Source organism: Paenibacillus sp. Marseille-Q4541 (genome assembly GCF_018310695.1).
Taxonomy (GTDB): Bacteria; Bacillota; Bacilli; order Paenibacillales; family Paenibacillaceae; genus Paenibacillus.
Genome location: NZ_JAGXCY010000006.1, coordinates 102,830 through 121,010 on the forward strand (window position 1 = coordinate 102,830; position 18,181 = coordinate 121,010).

16 protein-coding genes are annotated in these 18,181 nt (G+C 42.6%); 10 read left to right on the forward strand and 6 right to left on the reverse strand.

Going from position 1 to position 18,181, the window contains the following annotated elements:
- Positions 1–363 precede the first annotated feature (363 nt).
- The 3 genes from KFT32_RS09550 to KFT32_RS09560 all read left to right on the forward strand — a co-directional run bounded on the left by KFT32_RS09550 (position 364) and on the right by KFT32_RS09560 (position 2,693).
- Entirely contained in the window at positions 364–1,140 is a 777-nt protein-coding gene (locus tag KFT32_RS09550) for an amino acid ABC transporter substrate-binding protein (RefSeq protein WP_211746958.1), read from the forward strand.
- A gap of 125 nt (positions 1,141–1,265) precedes the next feature.
- Entirely contained in the window at positions 1,266–1,925 is a 660-nt protein-coding gene (locus KFT32_RS09555) for an amino acid ABC transporter permease (RefSeq protein WP_211746959.1), read from the forward strand.
- 21 nt (positions 1,926–1,946) lie between these two features.
- Complete coding sequence (locus KFT32_RS09560; RefSeq protein WP_283246424.1) at positions 1,947–2,693, forward strand: amino acid ABC transporter ATP-binding protein; 747 nt, start codon at positions 1,947–1,949, stop codon at positions 2,691–2,693.
- 198 nt (positions 2,694–2,891) lie between these two features.
- Here the strand turns inward: KFT32_RS09560 and KFT32_RS09565 are convergent, their stop codons facing one another.
- The 3 genes from KFT32_RS09565 to KFT32_RS09575 are packed head-to-tail and all read right to left on the reverse strand — an operon-like array spanning position 2,892 to position 5,344.
- On the reverse strand, positions 2,892–3,080 hold the full coding sequence (locus KFT32_RS09565; protein ID WP_211746960.1) for a twin-arginine translocase TatA/TatE family subunit: 189 nt from the start codon (positions 3,078–3,080) through the stop codon (positions 2,892–2,894).
- A 27-nt stretch (positions 3,081–3,107) separates the two neighbouring features.
- Positions 3,108–3,698, reverse strand: coding sequence for a RidA family protein (locus tag KFT32_RS09570; RefSeq protein ID WP_211746961.1), 591 nt, complete (start codon positions 3,696–3,698; stop codon positions 3,108–3,110).
- 47 nt (positions 3,699–3,745) lie between these two features.
- Positions 3,746–5,344, reverse strand: a complete 1,599-nt coding sequence (locus KFT32_RS09575) for a flavin monoamine oxidase family protein (RefSeq protein WP_211746962.1) — start codon at positions 5,342–5,344, stop codon at positions 3,746–3,748.
- A 273-nt stretch (positions 5,345–5,617) separates the two neighbouring features.
- On the opposite strand from KFT32_RS09575, the gene KFT32_RS27435 reads away from it, so the two are divergent.
- A complete protein-coding gene (locus tag KFT32_RS27435; protein WP_283246425.1) occupies positions 5,618–5,851 on the forward strand; it encodes a MerR family transcriptional regulator in 234 nt (77 codons plus the stop codon).
- A 187-nt stretch (positions 5,852–6,038) separates the two neighbouring features.
- A complete protein-coding gene (locus tag KFT32_RS09585; protein WP_349304887.1) occupies positions 6,039–7,634 on the forward strand; it encodes an ATP-binding protein in 1,596 nt (531 codons plus the stop codon).
- Between the two features lie 80 nt (positions 7,635–7,714).
- Here the strand turns inward: KFT32_RS09585 and KFT32_RS09590 are convergent, their stop codons facing one another.
- Both KFT32_RS09590 and KFT32_RS09595 read right to left on the reverse strand, forming a co-directional pair.
- Complete coding sequence (locus tag KFT32_RS09590; protein WP_211746963.1) at positions 7,715–8,548, reverse strand: 1,4-dihydroxy-6-naphtoate synthase; 834 nt, start codon at positions 8,546–8,548, stop codon at positions 7,715–7,717.
- Complete coding sequence (locus tag KFT32_RS09595) at positions 8,549–9,199, reverse strand: futalosine hydrolase (protein ID WP_211746964.1); 651 nt, start codon at positions 9,197–9,199, stop codon at positions 8,549–8,551.
- A 218-nt stretch (positions 9,200–9,417) separates the two neighbouring features.
- On the opposite strand from KFT32_RS09595, the gene KFT32_RS09600 reads away from it, so the two are divergent.
- From KFT32_RS09600 to KFT32_RS09615, 4 genes are all read left to right on the forward strand, one after another.
- Entirely contained in the window at positions 9,418–9,804 is a 387-nt protein-coding gene (locus KFT32_RS09600) for a GntR family transcriptional regulator (protein WP_211746965.1), read from the forward strand.
- A gap of 4 nt (positions 9,805–9,808) precedes the next feature.
- On the forward strand, positions 9,809–10,711 hold the full coding sequence (locus KFT32_RS09605) for an ABC transporter ATP-binding protein (protein ID WP_211746966.1): 903 nt from the start codon (positions 9,809–9,811) through the stop codon (positions 10,709–10,711).
- The gene (locus KFT32_RS09610) at positions 10,686–12,737 is read left to right on the forward strand and encodes an ABC-2 transporter permease (protein WP_211746967.1); all 2,052 of its coding nucleotides are present in this window, start codon (positions 10,686–10,688) and stop codon (positions 12,735–12,737) included. The genes KFT32_RS09605 and KFT32_RS09610 overlap by 26 nt, the downstream gene beginning before the upstream one ends.
- A gap of 235 nt (positions 12,738–12,972) precedes the next feature.
- Entirely contained in the window at positions 12,973–13,884 is a 912-nt protein-coding gene (locus KFT32_RS09615) for a hypothetical protein (protein ID WP_211746968.1), read from the forward strand.
- A gap of 120 nt (positions 13,885–14,004) precedes the next feature.
- Here KFT32_RS09615 and KFT32_RS09620 read toward each other — a convergent pair whose 3' ends face one another.
- Positions 14,005–16,044: a S9 family peptidase gene (locus KFT32_RS09620; protein WP_211746969.1), complete on the reverse strand. Its 2,040-nt coding sequence runs from the start codon at positions 16,042–16,044 to the stop codon at positions 14,005–14,007.
- A 370-nt stretch (positions 16,045–16,414) separates the two neighbouring features.
- Here KFT32_RS09620 and KFT32_RS09625 point away from each other — a divergent pair, with 370 nt between their 5' ends.
- On the forward strand, positions 16,415–17,728 hold the full coding sequence (locus KFT32_RS09625) for a serine hydrolase domain-containing protein (protein ID WP_211746970.1): 1,314 nt from the start codon (positions 16,415–16,417) through the stop codon (positions 17,726–17,728).
- Positions 17,729–18,181 lie beyond the last annotated feature (453 nt).

Consider the following 18,181-nt stretch of genomic DNA (forward strand, 5'->3'; position numbering starts at 1 on the left):
CTCTTATAATAAGAGGGTTTTTTGTCTTAAAGCGAAGCATAGATATACAATGCCTCATCTCCTGCTCTATAAAAATAAGAGAAGAGGCCGATAGCGGAGGAGGCAAAATGGGGGTGAAGAAGCGAAGCGTTCGTATTTGGAGCTGTATGTTTACATCTATGAGAGCCCGCTGTGTGAATCCAGATTCAAGGACGATCGGAACCCTCATCTGCCGCAGTAGCGAAACAGTAGCCAATTTTTGCTGTTACTACCCTACGATAAGCGGTGGCATATTCAATTATTTTGTGATATGATAGTTTTACTTTGTTAACTTGGTAGCGAACTAAAGCGTTTTGAGATATAGATACAATGGAGGGTAACAACATGAAAAAGTCAGTATGGATAACGTTAAGCTTGAGTTTGATGGTTATTATTCTTGCCGCTTGCGGAAGTGATGCTAGTGGAAGTAAGGGTGACAAGCTCGTCATCGGGATCGATGACAAATTTGCACCGATGGGTTTCCGGGATGAGAAGAACGAGATTGTCGGATTTGATATTGATTATGCGAGAGCAACAGCTGAAAAAATGGGTAAAGAAGTAGAGTTTCAGCCGATTGACTGGTCTTCCAAAGAATCAGAGCTGAACAGCGGCCGTATTGATCTCATTTGGAATGGCTACACCATTACAGATGATCGTAAAGAGAAAGTGTTGTTTTCCAAGCCTTATCTTGTTAATAGTCAGGTTGCTGTGGTACTTGCCGACTCTGAACTCACTTCTCTTGAGAATCTTGCAGGTAAAGAAATTGGACTACAGAAACTTTCTTCTGCTTCCGATGCACTGAATGCTCATCCCATTAAAGATCAGGTAGCAAGCATATCCGAATTTCCAGATAATGTCCTTGCACTTAGCGATCTGAAGAGTGGACGTTTGGACGCAGTCGTCATTGATGAAGTGGTAGCAAGATATTATATGTCCCTTGAAGAAGGTACGTACAAAATTTTGGATGAATCGCTATCACCTGAGGAATATGGCGTTGGCGTGAAGAAAGGGAATGAAGAGTTGTTAACCAACCTTCAAACTGCCCTAGACCAATTGAATGAAGATGGAACAGCTGCGAAAATTTCAGAAAAATGGTTCGGTGAAGATAAGGTCCTTAAATAGACTGAACTGAACTAATACGTAAATTATAGATGACACACTTGTACCTGATTTATAAAATTCATTAATAGGATTGAAAACCGGGTGGTATATAATCCGGTTTTCTTTTTACTTAGGAGCCTGAGAACATGACTTTAGATTATCTTTGGAGTATAACACTCCCCATGCTGGAAGGTGCACGGACAACCCTTCTTTTATTTTTTACAGCAATTATATTGTCTATCCCAATCGGATTTTTATTTACGCTAATGGCGAACAGTAAGTTCAAGCCGCTGTCAGCCTTTGCACATACGTACATTTATGTAATGCGAGGAACGCCGCTTCTGCTACAACTATTGTTCTTCTGTTACGGTTTGCCTATGCTGCCTGTTGTAGGAGAGCACCTTGTAATGGATCGTGCTGTAGCTGCGGGTCTTGCATTCGTTCTAAATTATGCAGCTTACTTTGCAGAGATATTCAGAGGCGGCCTGCTGTCGATCGACAAAGGGCAGTATGAAGCTTCGCAGGTACTAGGTCTGAATAAATTTCAGACGATGACAAGAGTGATTTTACCGCAAATGATTCGGGTGGTTCTTCCTTCTACAGCGAATGAATCGATTACTCTCGTCAAAGATACGGCGCTTCTATATGCAGTGGCTGTGCCGGAAGTGCTGCATTTTGCGCAAACTGCGGTGAACCGCGATGCGACGATTATGCCTTTTGCAATTGCTGCCATTATATATCTATTAATGACCCTAGTACTGACCTTGATCTTCAAGGCGCTGGAGAGAAAGTTCAGATTTGAATAAACAACAAAGGAATGTCGTGTAATGACAAATATGATTGAAGTGACGAATCTACAGAAGTCGTTCGGTGATTTGCAAGTCTTGAAGAAGATTGATTTTAGTGTAAAGCCAGGAGAAGTGGTCGCTGTTATAGGTCCTTCTGGATCAGGCAAAAGTACAATGCTTCGCAGTTTGGTGAATCTCGAACAAGTAAATGGAGGGACTATTCGCATCGGTGGTGATCCGATTGTAGCGGACGGAAAGTATGTGAGTGCAGCAGAGATGAAACGAATTACGTCTCGCATGGGCATGGTATTTCAACACTTCAATCTGTTTCCGCATCTGACCGTGAAAGGAAATTTGGAGCTAGCCCCGAAAATGGTGAAAAAAGAAAGTAAAACAGCCGTGAAACCACGGATGGCTGACTTGCTAGCCAAGGTGGGTCTGTCTGACAAAGGAGATGCGTATCCTGCGAACCTGTCGGGTGGACAAAAACAACGCGTAGCCATTGCAAGGGCGCTCATGATGAACCCGGAAATTTTGCTTTTTGATGAACCTACTTCGGCTCTCGATCCTGAACTGACAGGAGAAGTGCTTCGCGTCATCCGTAAGCTTGCGGATGAGAACATGACGATGGTTATCGTAACGCATGAAATGAATTTTGCTCGTGATGTAGCGGACCGCGTTATTTTTATGGATCAAGGTGAAATCGCCGAAGCAGGAACTCCTGAACAAATCTTTGGAAACCCGCAGCTGGAGCGGACAAAGGCGTTCCTTACGAGAAGCGAGTAAAGCAAAATGAATGAGATAACATAGGGAATCCCCGCTACAGAAACAGTGTCACTCACTGATTTCTGTAGCGGGGATTTTTTTGTATCGTGTTCAGGTTTTGTATGGCACAAGTATATCAGATGAAGGAAAATCCCCCCTAGCGTGAAATCGCTAGAGGGGATTTATGTGAAGGGGAATTATTTAAAAAAACCAGGAGGATTAATCTCTTTTCTTCGCGGAATCTTCTTCGTCTTTGCTTTCTCCTACGAGTTCACGAGCCGAGGATTTGAATTCGAATAATGTCCGTCCTACTGCACGTCCAAGTTCGGGAAGGCGGGAAGGACCGAATAAAATCAGAACAAGGACAAGAATCATGATAATACCGGTAACTCCTATGTTTTGAAGCATCTTTCATCTCTCCTTCGAAATTCGATTTTATTTCTTCGGATACACGGCTACAGCCTCTACTTCAATCAACCAGTCGGAGCTTACAAGTCCAGCAACACCAACCGTGGAGCGGGCAGGCTTCACAGCGTTTTTCTCATTATTGAAAAATTCACCATAGGCTTCGTTCCAACCAGCAAAATCGAATTTGTTCTCCTTCGCAGCGTCCGCCACCAGATAAGCGCGAAGGTATACGACGTCCTTCATTGTAAGTCCTTGATCGGCCAGTTGTTTTTCAATGGATTTCAATACGCCGACAGCCTGTGTTTTGGTATCTCCATATCGTTCATAGAGGGTGCTTCCATCTTTATTTAGCACGGGAGGAACGGTACCGCTCGTATACAGGTATGATGCTCCTGAAGGAACAATGGTTCCACTGGAAATGGTGGACGTAGGGTTTCCATAAAATGTAGTGCCGGAAGTGGTAGTTACTACTGGGGCTGGTGTACTTGGAGCAGGAGTAGTAGACACGCTATTCACGGTACCTTTGATCTCAATTGGCGCATTTTCTGCATAAGCTGTCATACCGAAACTTCCCATAAGTACACTCGCTAACAAAATACTTCGGATCGTCTTCTTCATCTTTCATTTCCTCCTTATATTTGAAAAATAGGTCGTATTCGTTTCTGCTAAGCTTTCATTACACGTTGATGGATATGATTCACAACGGAACGGGCAGAATCGATAGCACCTGCTTGCCACGCTACGATATGACTAATGTGATCTCCTGCAAGATAGATTCGGTTATCGGGTTCACAGAGCGTTTTATACATTCCTGCACGTTCTTCAGCGGTATAAGTGGCCCAGGCTCCTTCTTGGTACGGAATTCGTTTCCAGTCAATGGAATAGGAAGATTCGAATTCTTTCATGTACTGCGGATGAATTTTGGCACCTTGAGTCAGGGCGTGTTTCTCACGTTCAAGATAGCTCATGCTACCCAGTTTGTCCGCATTGCTTCCGGTCACGTAGTAACCAAGAAGGACCCCCTTTTTTCTCATATAGCCTGTGGGAGGATAGTAGATTTGGGTAATGTCCATATTGGTCAAGCTGCTACCACCGTAGAGATGTTCGTCTTCTTCCCAGAATCTTCGTTTGAATTGCAATCCAATTTTGCCGGCAGAGGCATATTTGGTTGTCGCAATGGCATTTGCCATCCCTGGGGAAAAGTCCGCTGGGATTTTACGTAGGACGGAGAGAGGGATGGTGCAAATACAATAGTCGCCGGTAAGTTCTTGCTCTTTACTTTTTTGTTTATAGCGTATGCGAACTCCATCACCGGACTGACGAATTTCTGTTACCTCTGCCCCTAGCTTAATGCGATTCCCGAGTCGCTTCTCAAAACCTTGTACAATCATGTCCATGCCCCCAATCGGATGGAACATCATCATTTGTTGATCATAACCGTATTCATTACTAAAATAGTTACCGAAACCGGAGTTAATAATTGCCTTCAGATCAAAAGGATCACGAACAACGCCTGCATCTAAATGGCCACCTGGTTCTTCCTTATAACCCCCGCGAGATGAACCACGGTAGAAGAGATCTGCATTCAGATCACCTTCTCGTTTCAGATAATCTACGAGTTTCTGCTTTTCTTCAGAAGTTAAAGGTAAATCCAGTGCAGATTGGTTAACGGCTTTTGCCAACATCTCCGAAACATATCCTCGTACATCAGCTTTCGCTGCCCGTTTTGAAATCTTTTGTCCGGACAAGCTACCTACATTTTCGTTATAGTAATAACCACTTTCATTGACGTTATTGAAAGGTTCAATCGGGATGTTAAATTCCCGGCAATATTCAAGCGTGGAGTGAAACTGAGGGATACGCATCGGTCCTGCATTCAGATAAGAATCTGGATCGAACTGGGCGAATTGAGTTTTTGAGCCGATTTCGGCTAAGGAGGTACCACGGCGAACAGTAAAATTTCTTCCACCTGAAAAAGGCTTTGCTTCTAGGATCGTGCAGTCATATCCTGCCTTTTCAAGTTCATAAGCCGCCGTGAGTCCCGATATTCCGGCTCCAAGAATAATGATTTTTTTCCCTTTTCGGCCTGTCAACGAAAGATCATTTGTACCTGGTGGCGTATAGCTTTGTGCTTTCATTGTTTCGGGGGAAAGTAAGCCCATTGTGCCCATCAGGCTGAATACAGCAAGAGATCCACCAACCTTACCGACCGTCGTCAAAAATTGTCTTCTTGACATGTCCTGCGGGCGTTCTGAATGACTCATTATGGCTCAGCTCCTTTTGCGTCTTCGTGATATAGGTGATCTTAGCAAAGGTTTGAGCGTTTGTGATATTTTTTGGGAGGAAATCTAACATACTTTTTTATCTTAAATAAAAAATATTGAATTTTGCCTTGAAATTACATACAATTATTGCCATAAACGAATTTAGTTCGTCGAAATACCGAATGATTCTTATCGTTATTCCTATCCATGTTCACCTTTTTTTAGGATGCTTACCACTTAATGATATAAAATATGACACGAGGAGTGGTTCTATTGAATAATCAAATCATGAGCATTGGTATGGTGAAAGAGTTAACAGGATTATCGGAGAGGCAGATCAGGTATTACGAAGAAAGGCAGCTCGTATTCCCAGCTCGGACGAAAGGAGGAAGTCGAAGATATTCTTTTGAAGACGTTCGTAAAATTAAGGAAATACATCAGAAATTAAAGGAGGGATTTAATACTTTTGAACTTAAAGAGAAAAGAGGACAAAGGAATGTAATGTAGTTTGACATTTTATTTAAAGCCGCACTCCATTATGTACAAAAGGATATAAAAAACTAGGAGTTTTTACGTTTATTTGTCAGTATTCTGCAGTAATATCTAGCAGATTAGTATATAATACATACATTATGATTGACCAATAAATGGAAAGATGAAATTCCAAAGTACATGCATGAGGGAGTGCGGCTGCTTGTTAATACATAAAATCAAGTTTACTTTTTACCCTTTGGGCTGTTTCTTTATTATCGTCTCTTCCTATATGCTGGATGTGTCTCGAAACGTACCGCTTATGCTTATGCTTGCGACCATTTTTTTGTGTAGTGTTTTACTTGATTCCAAGTTTCCAATACTCACGAATTTTCAATGGCTTACGCTAGGGGCATTTCATTATTTTACTCAGTTGAATTGGTGCATTATTTTGTACTATATTTTGATTTTGAGCGTTTTTCAGGAGAAGAAGAGTTATAGGAAAACATTACCCATCTCCATTTTGATTATAGTGGAATATACTATTATTCGTTTGACCTATGTAAGTATCGAGCCCTACACCCTTTTTGTTACTTTGTTTGATCTAATGACTGGTTTTGTTGTTGTCTTTTTGTTGCATCATATTTTACGCGGGGAAGCAGAGAAACAAATGCTTCTTGAGAAAAACAACTACCTTGCCACCCACGACCCATTAACAGGCCTGCTTAATTATTTTGGTTATATGAATGAGATTCAAGAACTTATTAAAGATAAAAGTTCCTTTTATCTGACGTTACTTGATCTTCAGAACTTCAAATCTTTTAATCATGATGGACTCGAAAGTGGAAATGAAGCCTTATCTACCGTTGGACAAGCGCTTACCTATATGTTCCCTAACGCATTCGGAATTTCGAGATATGCTGGAGATCGTTATGCTATTCTCGTTCCCTCTGAATGTTATACACCTTCGCATATCGGCCAACTATTGGAATCGGATACACTCGGTTATCAGGTATCCTTTAGTATTACGCATTATCCGGAAGAAACGGATGATTTTAATCAGCTGATTCAAAGGGCAGAGGACAAACTTTTTCGCATTCGCAGAGAACAATGGCTGCAGCGTGAAGAGGATTTGTTTCGTTCAGAAAAGATGAAAGTAGTGGGTGAGCTTGCTGCTGGTATGGCTCATGAAGTGCGTAATCCCTTAACAGCAATTAGGGGTTTTGTACAGCTTTCCAAAGTGCAGTCTTATAACATTCAGCCCTGGTATGATGTCATCATGAGTGAGATTACGAGGGTAACTGAACTGACTGCGGAATTTCTACAATTTTCAAAACCACATGCAAGCAATATGCGGGCGGAATCGCTCAAAGTATGTGTGGAGCGTGTCATTTCCTTATCAGAATCAGATGCTACTTCACGCGGACATGAACTGATACTGGATATAAAGGATGATTCAATATACATATACATGGACAGGGACAAAATTGTGCAAGTGCTGCTGAATCTCGTACGGAATGCACTGGAGGCGATGGATAACCCTGGACATGTAATCGTTGAAGTTAGTAGACTCGAACTTAACGCTGTTATTCGGATCAAAGATACGGGAGGCGGTATTTCACCAGATCAACTCCAGCATATTTTCAATCCCTTCTATACGACAAAAGATGAGGGTACGGGACTTGGACTTTCTCTATGTCAAAAAATTGCACAAGATCACGAGGGGTCCATTACGGTATATAGTGTGCTCGGTGTAGGTTCGACCTTCACATTAATGCTGCCTGTATTTGAGCCTGCCGATGTGACCTTTTCCATCTAACATGGATTTATGATGGTAATACTCTTGCGAAAAGAAAAAAAAGCTCCGCCTTAGGCGGAGCTTTTTTCTTTTTTATTCGATTAACTACGTAAGGCAGAAAAATCAATTTCGGGAACAAGTCCTTCTTTGGCAGCACGTCCAAGCAGTGCCTCGATCGCATGAAATCCTTCTTCACCAAGTTCTCTAGTAAAGTCGTTTACATACAAGTTAATATGCTGCTGAGCGACGTGCTCGTCCATTTCTTGAGCATGTTCTAGAATGTAGCTCCGAGAGGCTTCGGGATGATTCCATCCGTAGTCAATAGAGCTTTGAATCCAGGATTTAATGATGGCTGGGTCCAGTGAACGACGGGCGACGATTGCCCCAAGCGGAATAGGAAGTCCAGTATCTGCTTCCCACCAAGATCCCATGTCAGCCATGAGATGAAGATTATATGCCGGATAAGTAAAACGGGCTTCATGGATCACGAGACCGGCATCAATTTGTCCGTCACGAACGGCGGGCATGATCTGATCAAATGGCATGACAACAATTTCACCGATGCCGCCGGGGACATTCTGAGTAGCCCATAACCGAAATAGCAAGTAGGCGGTGGACCGCTCGCTGGGAACGGCTACTCTTTTCCCTTGTAGAGAACTTGGATGGGTATCGGAATTCGCTGTGAGTACAAGGGGGCCGTTTCCTCTGCCGAGTGCTCCTCCGCATGAGATCAATCTATATTCATCTGATAGCCAAGGAAGGGCAGCGTATGAGATTTTTAGGATGTCGTACTCATTTGGCTCCGTTACTAGACCATTCGTAATATCGATATCCGCGTACGTAACTTCAAAATCCGGTGTACCAGGAACTAGTCCATGCACAAGTGCATGAAATACAAAGGTGTCATTTGGACAAGGGGAATATACGATTTTCATTTATAAAACCTCCGATAGCTTTGAACTAGCAAGTGTAAGTGCTTTGAGTGCATCGGGAATTCGCCATGCATCACGATCACGTGGTCCCACTACATTCGAAATAGCTCTGATCTCAACAACAGGGACTCCGAAATGTGCTGCAGCAGTACCTACGCCAAAACCTTCCATCGATTCTGCGGTGGCCCCAGGCACTCTTTTTTGCAGTTCATCTGCCATCGATTTCGAACCTGTTGTTGTAGATACGGTAAGGATGGGACCTGTATGAACTTTGGTTTCCTGTCCTTGAAGTACATGAGCCCATCTTTCGACAAGGCCATGGTCTACAGAAACTCTAGATTTGCCAAATCCAAGTTCATCTACACTGCGAAACCCTTCCGCTGTTTCTGAACCAAGATCAGCGGCAATAATCTCGGTCGCCAGAACAAGCGATCCAACCTCGGCTTGGTCTGGAAAACCACCGCCGATGCCTGCATTAATGACAAGTCTGTAGGACTGTTTAGCAAGTGTGGCTGCTGTAACAGCTGCTGCACTTGCCGGTCCGGCTCCTGCTGCAATCACATGCACATCGCTTGTAATGCTCGTAGATAAACCTTCTTCCATTGCTTTCCGTTCGGCTTCAACTGCCGTCACAATAAGAATAGGTGAAGTCATAGGTACAACTCAACTCCTTGATTTAGGTGGTGTGCCTTGTAAAGGCGAATTCAAAACAGGGGTAAAACCTTATCTGTTTATTATAACACTTTCTGTTAATAGCGTTAGAAGTGGTTGACAAGGAAGTGGATTACTGTATTATGAGTAGTAGTACAGTTAATTCAGTTGGACGTCAGATAAAAGGGTGAAGAACAACCTGTTAAGAAAGGGGGCATCTCATGTTTGAGTTAGACGTGCGCAGCCGTAAACCGATATATGAGCAGCTAATAGAAAGAATGAAGGAGATGATCATGATGGGTGTATTACAACCAGATGAACAGTTACCTTCCGTAAGGCACTTATCTGGGCAACTTACCGTAAACCCCAACACGATCCAGAAAGCCTATCGGGAGCTGGAAAGAGAAGGATACATATATTCCTTACAAGGGAAGGGCAGTTTCGTCGCTAAATCCGAGCATAGACCCGATGATAAGCGCAGAGAGGAACTGAAAACAGAGCTGCGTAAGCTTTTTGCTGAAGCGGTGTACCTGGGTTTCAAGGATTCAGATATTGCAGTTCTTTACACGAGTGTAAAGAATGAGATCCATATAGAGGGACAGGAGTGAAACCATGATTGAGGTATCTGGGGTTACCAAACTGTTTGAAGCCGAAGCAGCGGTAAATCAAGTATCGCTGACGATTCGAAAAGGAAGTATCTTTGGAATGTTAGGCTCCAATGGTGCAGGTAAAACGACATTGTTGAAAACGATGGCTGGCATTTATAAGGCGGATCAAGGGATCGTCAAGGTAGAAGGAGCACCCGTTTATGAAAATAATGCGCTTAAACAGCGAATCATTTTCATGTCAGATATTCCTTATTTTTTCCCACAAACTTCTTTGCAACAGATGGCTGCTTTTTATAAGCGGATCTATCCAAGCTGGAGCGATGATCGATACGAGCAGCTGGAGTCCGTGTTCAAATTGGATATGAAACGTAAGCTGCACAGAATGTCTAAAGGGATGCAGCGGCAAGCGGCTTTTTGGCTCGCACTCAGTTGTATGCCGGATATTCTACTATTAGATGAACCGATTGATGGACTTGATCCGGTAATGCGTAGACAGGTTAAGAATTTGCTGTTTCAGGAATCCGCCGAACGTGAGCTTACGGTCGTCATTTCTTCTCACAACCTGCGAGAAATTGAAGATTTATGTGACCATGTCGGCATTATGCATCACGGCCAGCTGATCGTTGAGAAAGACCTGGATGATTTGAAGGCAGATACGCACAAAATTCAGGTTGCTTTCCGTGACAACTCACATGAAGAAACACTCGCTAATCAGGTGCGTATTCTCCATGGGGAGAAGCGAGGCAGTGTGGAAACCTTCATTGTAAAAGGGAACGATAAGGAAGTAAGAAATATTTTTGGTGCATACAATCCATATTTGTTGGATGTACTGCCGTTAACACTGGAAGAAATATTTATTTATGAAATGGAGGACGTGGGCTATGACATCCATAAGGTCGTACTTTAACCGAGCCATTATTCGTCAGGACCTTAAACAGTATGGATGGATCGGAATTTTATATCTGCTTGCTCTTATACTTTTCATCCCATTTATTATGCTGTTTGATGGACGTCAAGGTGTGCCAATCGTGAAACTGAGCTCATTATATCAAGTAGCAGGGGGGGCTTCTCTTCCGCTGCTGATCATTTTCCCAGTACTCGCAGGAACGTTTATATTTCGTTATCTCCATGCGAAGGCACCGTCGGATCTCTTTCATGGATTACCCATTACTAGAAGCCAACTGTTAACGTCGCATTTGTTTAGTGCACTTGTGCTTGTTACGGTTCCGGTATGGATTACGGCAGTTATCACAGCGCTGATCCGGCCGTACACGGATTATTACTACGTGTATGACCTTTCTGCAGTTTGGGAATTTGGTGTAATATTTACCGTTCTTGGTATGTTTGTGTGTGCTTTTACGATCCTCATGGCAATCTGTTTTGGGCAAACGCTTGTACAGTTGGTCGTTACTTACGGATTACTTATTACTCCTACATGGCTAATCCTGCTAGGTATTGCACATATCAAACATTTTTTGTTCGGTTTTCATAATTATTATTTTGAAAATGGGTACAGCACCATTATTTCAATTGAGAAATTGACTCCGCTACTAAGAATTTCCGGGGCATCCACTGAACCTTTTGGATGGTTTGAGCTTACTCTGTACTTTGGGCTTGCTGTGATCTTTTTGATCCTTGGATACCTTCTCTATCGTAAAAGAGACGGAGCAGCGGCAAGTCATACGGTTGTCTATCGTTTTCTCACACCTATATTCATGATTCTCGTCATGTTGTTCTGTTCCCTGGTTGCCGGCTTGTACATGTCTTCCATGAAAGAGAATGGTAGTGGGATGCTGATCACAGGTTATATATTGGGAGGAATATTCGGATTTCTTCTTGTACAGATGGTCCTCCATCGCACCTGGTTAGTGTTTCATCGGAAGACACTCGTGCACGGCATTTTATATGGGATGCTGCTTGCTGTTATTATGTATATTCCTGTATCTAATGTAGGTGGATATGAATCGCGTGTTCCTGAACCCGCGGATGTAAAAGGAGTTCTTCTAGGTGATGTTAGTCTAAGCTTTGTATACGAATATGACAGATTTAATTCACAAACACAGCAGAGAAGAACAAATTTGAATCCATATTTCACAGACGATCAAGAGTATGCAGCCGCAATAATGAACTTGCATAAAGCCCTTGTCGATAATCAGAAGGATGGAGAGGTTTCTATTGCGGATTACACCAATGATACGCAAGCCATTACCATTGGATATGAACTGAAGAATGGGCACAGAATGATGCGTAAGTATGTGTTTGATGGTTCGAAGTTTGAAGCTTATCTCAAACCTATAATGGAGAATGATTACTATAAAAAACAGCAGTATACAACCAAAGAACTGAATGAAGAAAACACTTCCCGCATTGTACTGACAAGTTCTTATTCGGATAAAAATACGCAAATTATCGATCCGAAGGATATTAAACAATTTAAAGAGCTGCTTCTTCAGGAAGTGATGAATATGAGCTACGAGGATCAGATCAATGCGAGAGAGCAAAACGCTTGGGCATATGTTGAGTTGCAGAATTTCTCCAACAAATATGGTAATTATCGTAACCTAAGCTGGAACAAATCGTTTAAGAAACTTACGGCATGGATGGAACAAAAAGGGTATGCAGATAAAGTTCGCTTGGTTCCTTCTGACATTAGCGCGATGACCATTACTCGAAATATTAATAATACCGGTTTTACCATAGATCCTAATGTAGAAGATGCTAACCTTGAATATTACTCACATATGGCTAAACTTGCAGGTGAGACACGGGTTACGAAGGATGACGATAAAGCGAAAGTTCTTCAGAGTCAGAAAGATTTTAGTGTCTATGCAGACTACAGTGAGGACGAAGCACCGTATCTTGTCTTGGTCAAGTTTAATAATGGACAGAATGTAATTTGGACATTAAAAAATTTTCCGGATGAATTGAAGTAAGGAATGAAGGTAGGAATGAAGTGAAGGTAGATCTTCGCTCCGTAGAGATATATGAAAAAGGGTTAGAAAGAGCCAAATGGCTTGACGGTTAGAGAGAGAATAAAGTATATATAAAAAGACAGGAATTTAATAGGAACGGCATATATGGGAAGAACCCGTAAGAGTAGGCGAATCAGCCTCATCTTACGGGTTTTTTTGCGTTGATGTTGGTCCAGAAGAGAGGGGAAGAGAAGGTATGATGAAGAAGAAACTTAGAACGAAGAATGAGCTAGTAGGCAGTGCGATCGAGAGGATGAGAGGTAAAGCGAGCAACAAAAGAAGTGTCTTGTTATCGATGTGTGGAAAAGGGATGTTCACTTTGCTTGTTGTAAGCTTACTCATGACGATGACGGCTTCGCCAGTTGCAGAAGCAGCAGGATTTGAATTGTCCATTACTGGCAAAAAGATGCTGGAGCAGACGAAAAATTCTTCTACGGCTTCGATAACAGAAGCGTTACGTAAACAGGAAGCGAGTCTCATTAGCCTGCAGCAGAAAGATGGGGCGATTACACAGCAAACCTCTACCCTATATTATGAGAACAAAGAAGCGGAGGCTAGGCTAAAGATCCGTCTTAAACAGCATGATGCAGACCATATCGCTACGCTCAATCAGGATGTCATCAATACCAAGAAACGTTATGAACCGCTGTTCACTCTATATTCTTCTCTGAATAAAGAGCTAGCACTAGCCAGAAAAATAAAAAACAAGGAACTCACGGCTACGGTAAAAGCGCAAGTGGATACGACCAAAGTAGCTGTTACTCTGGCAAAAGAAGATCTTCGAAGAAAGCAGGATAAGCTTACCGCAGCCAAGAAAACCCGAGATGAAGCGGTCAAAAAGGTGAAGACATCCTTGTCCCAAAAGGATCCGTTCCTAGTGCAGATTAAATCAGCCAAAAGCAACATCAGTGCAGCGAAAAAGCGTTTTTCTGAAGAGATGAAGCGATTTAATCTCATTGTGAAGAAAAAAGAAGGAGCTGAAGTTCTGGCCTCACTAACGAAACTTGCAACCATTGCTGGGGAGATTGTTGCCCAAAGAGAGAGTATCGTAGCTCTTGAAACAAAGGTGAACCAAATCATTGCTGGGGCGGACAAGCTGCTAAAGTAATGATCTCAATGAAAAAAAGCAGTCGGGACGTGATCTGTGATCTGTCCTGGCTGCTTTTACAATATTATGATTTAGAAGTAAGGGATCATTTCATGTGTTTCTGATTGTGAATAGACTTCTTTATAGATCCTTATGTTCATCGAACCAACGTACAATATGATTCAGACGTTTTACTCGAAGCCCCGGATGTCCGCCACGCGACAATTCGTGGCTTGCTTTTGGAAAACGAATAAACTGTGTTTTTTTGCCTAAACGTTTCAGTGCGATAAACAGCTGCTCTGCTTGTTCGATTGGACAACGAAGATCTTCTTCCCCGTGCAAAATAAGTAAAGGTGTTTCTACTTGGTGGACATAGGCCAGTGGGGAGTGTTTCCAAAGTAGTTCTGTATGCTCCCACACATTCCCGCCAATCTGGTCTTCTGTGAAGAAGAAGCCGATATCACTTACCCCATAGAAAGAAATCCAATTGGAAATAGAGCGCTGTGTGACTGCTGCCTTAAAGCGGTTGGTATGGCCCACGATCCAGTTTGTCATAAACCCGCCGTAACTTCCTCCAGTAACAAGCAGTCTTGCTTCATCTACAAAATCAAAATGGGCAACTGCATAATCAGTTAATTCCATTAGATCTTGATAGTCTCTGCCCCCGTAATCCCCACGCACCGTATTCACGAATTGCTGGCTGTATCCATGTCCCCCGCGAGGGTTGGTGAATATAACGGCATATCCTCTTGCCACGAGCAGCTGAAATTCATGCATAAAGGTAAAACCGTACATCGCATGCGGTCCGCCATGAATTTCAAGTACGGTCGGAATTTTGTCGCCCTTTTTCGTATGGCTTGGCTTCATCATCCATCCCTGAAGGGTTGCCCCATCTGAAGCTTCAAAGTTGAACTCTTCTGGTGTGACGATGATAAGTTCATTTAACAGTTCTTCATTGTGATAGGTAAGTCGATTCTCTAGACCTGTATCGGGATCGAGTTCATATAAATTACCCGGATGAGAGGGGTCTGCAGCAGCGAGAATAAAACGTCCGTCTTTTCTCATTTCGAATTGATAGATATCCCGCTTGCCGTGGGAAACCCATTCATAATTTTCACCGTCCACCGCAATCTTCGCGAGATGAACGCCGCCTTCACGAGTGACAAGAGAGTAAATAAAAGCACCGTCTTCACTAAAGACAGGACCATTTGATCGAACCCCGGAACGCATGTCCGACACCATGGAGTTTGATAATTGAATATCAAATTTTTTGGTTATATGCTTCCACTCAGCCCCGTCATCAATGGATCTGGTGAACAGTCCGACTTGGGTTGCATTGTGGTGGGAGTGATCACTTCCAAAGACCGCTAAACTGCGTCCATCAGGTGAGTAGCTCACGGAATAGATGGACCAATCAGATGAAGTATATTTGCGGCGATTTTCCCCAGTGGCTGACATGACAAAGACGTCATTCATTAGGCTTAGATCGAGATCATCCGATTTTTGTTCATCTGCTATTTTTGAAGTGAATGCAATTTGACTGCCATCTGGTGACCAGCAAAAATCACCAATGTCGTAGTCACCTGTAGTTAGTTGAGTTGCCTCTGTATGACCAAGTGTTTGTGCAAACAAGTGAGACCTATGGCCATTCCACCGGCCGCTTCCGTCGGCTTTATATCGTAAGCGATCGATAATTTCTTCCTCCAGCGGTTTAGAAGGAGGAGTCTTTGGAGTCTTTGTTTTGTCACCAGCGCCCGAATCAGCAGGTACAGGGGACTCATCAAGTGCAGAACTAACCTGGCTGCGGTATAACAGTTGTGAACTGTCCGGTGACCATAAAAAACTGCTGACCCCATGCTCTGCAGAGGTAACCACCTGAGCTTCCCCTCCGCTTACTGCAATCGTCCAAATTTGGCGTTGCCCCTCTTTATTACGTAAAAAGGCAAGACTGTTGCCATCGGGAGACCAAAGCGGATAACTGTCCTGTTCACCGCTAGTAAATGAGGTATCTTCATGACTGCTCAGTTCAAGCATACGAATATGAGAGTGATAACCATCATGATCCGGGTTTACCTTTTTGGATACATAGGCAACACGATCATGGCTTGGGGATACTGAGGGGTCACTTGTCCAGACGATTTGGTACAAATCTTCGGCCGTAATAACACGTTTTTCAATCATGTAATAAACCTCCATTTACTTGAATAAGTTCAGACTTACTGCAAGTTAGCCAGTATAAATCTGTCATTTGTTTAAACTTTCCATTATCTTATCTTACAACGAGAGGTGATCACAACCTTACATATAATGGAATGGATAGATAGGTAAGGGTCAGCGTGTAAAGATTGGTTATATCTATTTATTCTAGTGCCATAAACTGTAAACTGCCATATAGTTAATTAAAGATAAGAAACTAAATTAACGAAACGGGGTGTGCCCAATGATCCATCAAAACCAAATTGCAAGAAGTAAAGAGTCTGTTCACAAAGCACAGAAAAACGGAAAAAATTCAGATACATTGCCATAGGTATGGCCAGAAATCGGAGGAAGTATGAACGCAGAAATAATGATGACTAAGAAACAAAGAGTAGATCACATGATCCAGCAATTTATACAAAATACAGGAGTGCCTGGGCTTTCCATTGGCATTGTCCATGAACATGAAATTATCGTAGCAGAAGGCTATGGTGTGAAGAATATAGAAACAAAAGAACCCGTACACGGAAATACTCTTTTTCATATGGCTTCTGTCTCCAAAACCTTTGTGGCAAGCGCAGTCATGCAGCTTGTAGAGAAGGGCGCGATCTCCTTAGATAGTAAAATCGCGGATCTCATCCCTTATTTTCGTATGGATGACGAAAGGGCCTGTGAGATTACGGTTTTCCAATTATTGAATCACACTTCAGGCATGCCAGATGAAGAGGATTACGAATGGCATTCCCCTGTATATGAAGAATATGCGCTCGAACATTATGTACGTGGTATTAGCGATAAGAAACTAGATGCGGCTCCTGGCGAACAGTTCAGTTATAGTAATATCGGATATGAAATATTGGGGCATCTCGTCAGCAGAATTTCGGGGCTTCCTTTTGAAACTTATATGAAAGAACACCTCTTGAATCCGATGGGGATGGTGAACAGCGATTTTTATAAGCCGAATGTGAAAGCGGAACTCATTGCAAGTCCTCATGTCTTTGATGCTCAGGATAGCTACGGAACATGCGTGAGTAAGATCTTTCCTTATCATCGTGCCCATGGCCCAAGTTCGACTCTTTTGTCCAGTGCGAAGGAAATGTGCGAGGCGGCACTTCATCATTTGGCTACATCTACAACGGGTAGAGGCTTTCCATTCACAAAGTCCGCATCAATTTTAGACTCCAAAAGTTATAAGGAGATGTGGAGTCCGCAAGCTAAAACAAGCTGGGGCGGACATATGAGTGATGTGGGGTGCTCTTGGTTTATAGGCGACTATAAAGGAGCACGAGTGCTCTCTCATAGCGGAATGGATACCGGCTTCCGTTCGAATTTCCTTTTGCTTCCGGATACGGGCTCTGCGGTTATCATTATGTGTAATGCAGACCATGTAGGGATACAGGTGTTAAGCAGGACTTTGATGGATATTGTGCTTGGGGAAGAACCGGAGTATATCCCTTATGCGGTTGCAAGGCCGCTTGCAGAGATCATGGTTCATCAAGGGATGGACCAGGCAGTGGCTACGTATGAACAGATGATATCTACCCTCAAGGCTGAATCTCTCCTTATAATAGAAGGTGAATTTGAAGCCATTGCAGAGGAATTTGTAGAGGTGCATAGGGAGAAGGAAGCGTTGAATTGGAAAATGATATGTAGGAAGGTTCTGTCGTAGATTCGTTGAGAATGTAATCGAAAGATAAAAGTAGGCGTCTCCCAGATCCACTGGGAGACGTTTTTTAGTGAAATTCAACTTTTTTTGGCCTTCATAATTAAGAAGACGATTGAAACCAAGCCGAGCAGGATCGCTGCAAAGATACTATATAAGAGTTCTTGCTTGTGGAATCGATAGTACAGAAATCCATTGGCGATTAGAGTAGCAACACATAAAATACAGATTCATTTAGCTAATTGATACATAGTAAGCATCTTCATCATCTTAACTCCCTTAGATAAAATGTGAGACTAGCAGATCAATTCATTAATGTTCATGGCCTAACTCATTCTTTAATAAATGTAAAACTTATCCATAAATTGTATTACTGACATAGTACACTATATGACCGTGATTGATCAAGGATTAAAATCCAAATGTTTAATTAAAAGGAATCAAAATGAAAATGATTTA

Bases quoted from the DNA above. Each gene is read 5' to 3' on its own strand.
- KFT32_RS09595 (WP_211746964.1), bottom strand. From the start codon at position 9,199: ATGACTTCACCTATTCTTATTGTGACGGCAGTTGAAGCCGAACGGAAA.
- KFT32_RS09625 (WP_211746970.1), top strand. From the start codon at position 16,415: ATGAACGCAGAAATAATGATGACTAAGAAACAAAGAGTAGATCACATG.
- KFT32_RS09590 (WP_211746963.1), bottom strand. From the start codon at position 8,548: ATGAAAATCGTATATTCCCCTTGTCCAAATGACACCTTTGTATTTCAT.
- KFT32_RS09610 (WP_211746967.1), top strand. From the start codon at position 10,686: ATGACATCCATAAGGTCGTACTTTAACCGAGCCATTATTCGTCAGGAC.
- KFT32_RS09565 (WP_211746960.1), bottom strand. From the start codon at position 3,080: ATGCTTCAAAACATAGGAGTTACCGGTATTATCATGATTCTTGTCCTT.
- KFT32_RS09600 (WP_211746965.1), top strand. From the start codon at position 9,418: ATGTTTGAGTTAGACGTGCGCAGCCGTAAACCGATATATGAGCAGCTA.
- KFT32_RS09615 (WP_211746968.1), top strand. From the start codon at position 12,973: ATGATGAAGAAGAAACTTAGAACGAAGAATGAGCTAGTAGGCAGTGCG.
- KFT32_RS09575 (WP_211746962.1), bottom strand. From the start codon at position 5,344: ATGAGTCATTCAGAACGCCCGCAGGACATGTCAAGAAGACAATTTTTG.
- KFT32_RS09550 (WP_211746958.1), top strand. From the start codon at position 364: ATGAAAAAGTCAGTATGGATAACGTTAAGCTTGAGTTTGATGGTTATT.
- KFT32_RS09555 (WP_211746959.1), top strand. From the start codon at position 1,266: ATGACTTTAGATTATCTTTGGAGTATAACACTCCCCATGCTGGAAGGT.
- KFT32_RS09605 (WP_211746966.1), top strand. From the start codon at position 9,809: ATGATTGAGGTATCTGGGGTTACCAAACTGTTTGAAGCCGAAGCAGCG.
- KFT32_RS09620 (WP_211746969.1), bottom strand. From the start codon at position 16,044: ATGATTGAAAAACGTGTTATTACGGCCGAAGATTTGTACCAAATCGTC.
- KFT32_RS09570 (WP_211746961.1), bottom strand. From the start codon at position 3,698: ATGAAGAAGACGATCCGAAGTATTTTGTTAGCGAGTGTACTTATGGGA.
- KFT32_RS09560 (WP_283246424.1), top strand. From the start codon at position 1,947: ATGACAAATATGATTGAAGTGACGAATCTACAGAAGTCGTTCGGTGAT.